Here is a 588-nt window from a genome sequence, read left to right on the forward strand (position 1 = left end):
GTACCTCAAAGTGGTTATGAATATGGCGAGTGAGAATATGGAGCCTTTGCGGCTCCTGCCCTTCATTGTATGAACGATAGTACTTCATACTAACTTCACCGCGTTTAATTGCCGCAAAGCGTGTTAACCCTAGTTTAAAAACTAAAAAAGAGGTTAATAAAAACATCGCGATAGCGGGATAGATAATTCTAACTGTATCCATAAAAGTCTCGTCTATTGTTGTGGAGTACCTATCTATTGTGCGGTATTGACTACTGCACAAACGCAAGACCACATTCACATAAAGCGAGACCTTGGTCAATCACTTGTATAGACTTGAAACTCTGTAGATCACTCAGAGAAACAAAGCACCAGAGAGCCCTTAAGACTCTAACGACTCGATAAAAGCCTGCATAAACCTGGCCGCCTCTGCACCGCTGGCTGCGCGATGATCAAAGCTCAGCGATATAGGCATAACTCGACCAACCTTTATCTGTCCGTTTTCAACGACAGGCTCATCACGAATTTTCCCCACACCCATGATCGAAACCTGTGGCGGAACAATTATAGGTGTAGCGTAACGCCCGCTTAACGAGCCAAAGTTGCTTA

2 protein-coding genes are annotated in these 588 nt (G+C 44.2%); both read right to left on the reverse strand.

Translation table 11 applies throughout. The features are described from left to right. On the reverse strand, positions 1-202 hold a 202-nt coding region (locus A3757_RS27495), incomplete at its 3' end, for a hypothetical protein (RefSeq protein ID WP_231878203.1). Between the two features lie 159 nt (positions 203-361). Continuing rightward, positions 362-588, reverse strand: a 227-nt coding sequence (locus tag A3757_RS25020) for a 2-oxo acid dehydrogenase subunit E2 (RefSeq protein ID WP_197469712.1), incomplete at its 5' end; no start/stop codon positions are given.

The sequence above is a fragment of the Oleiphilus sp. HI0117 genome, assembly GCF_001635235.1.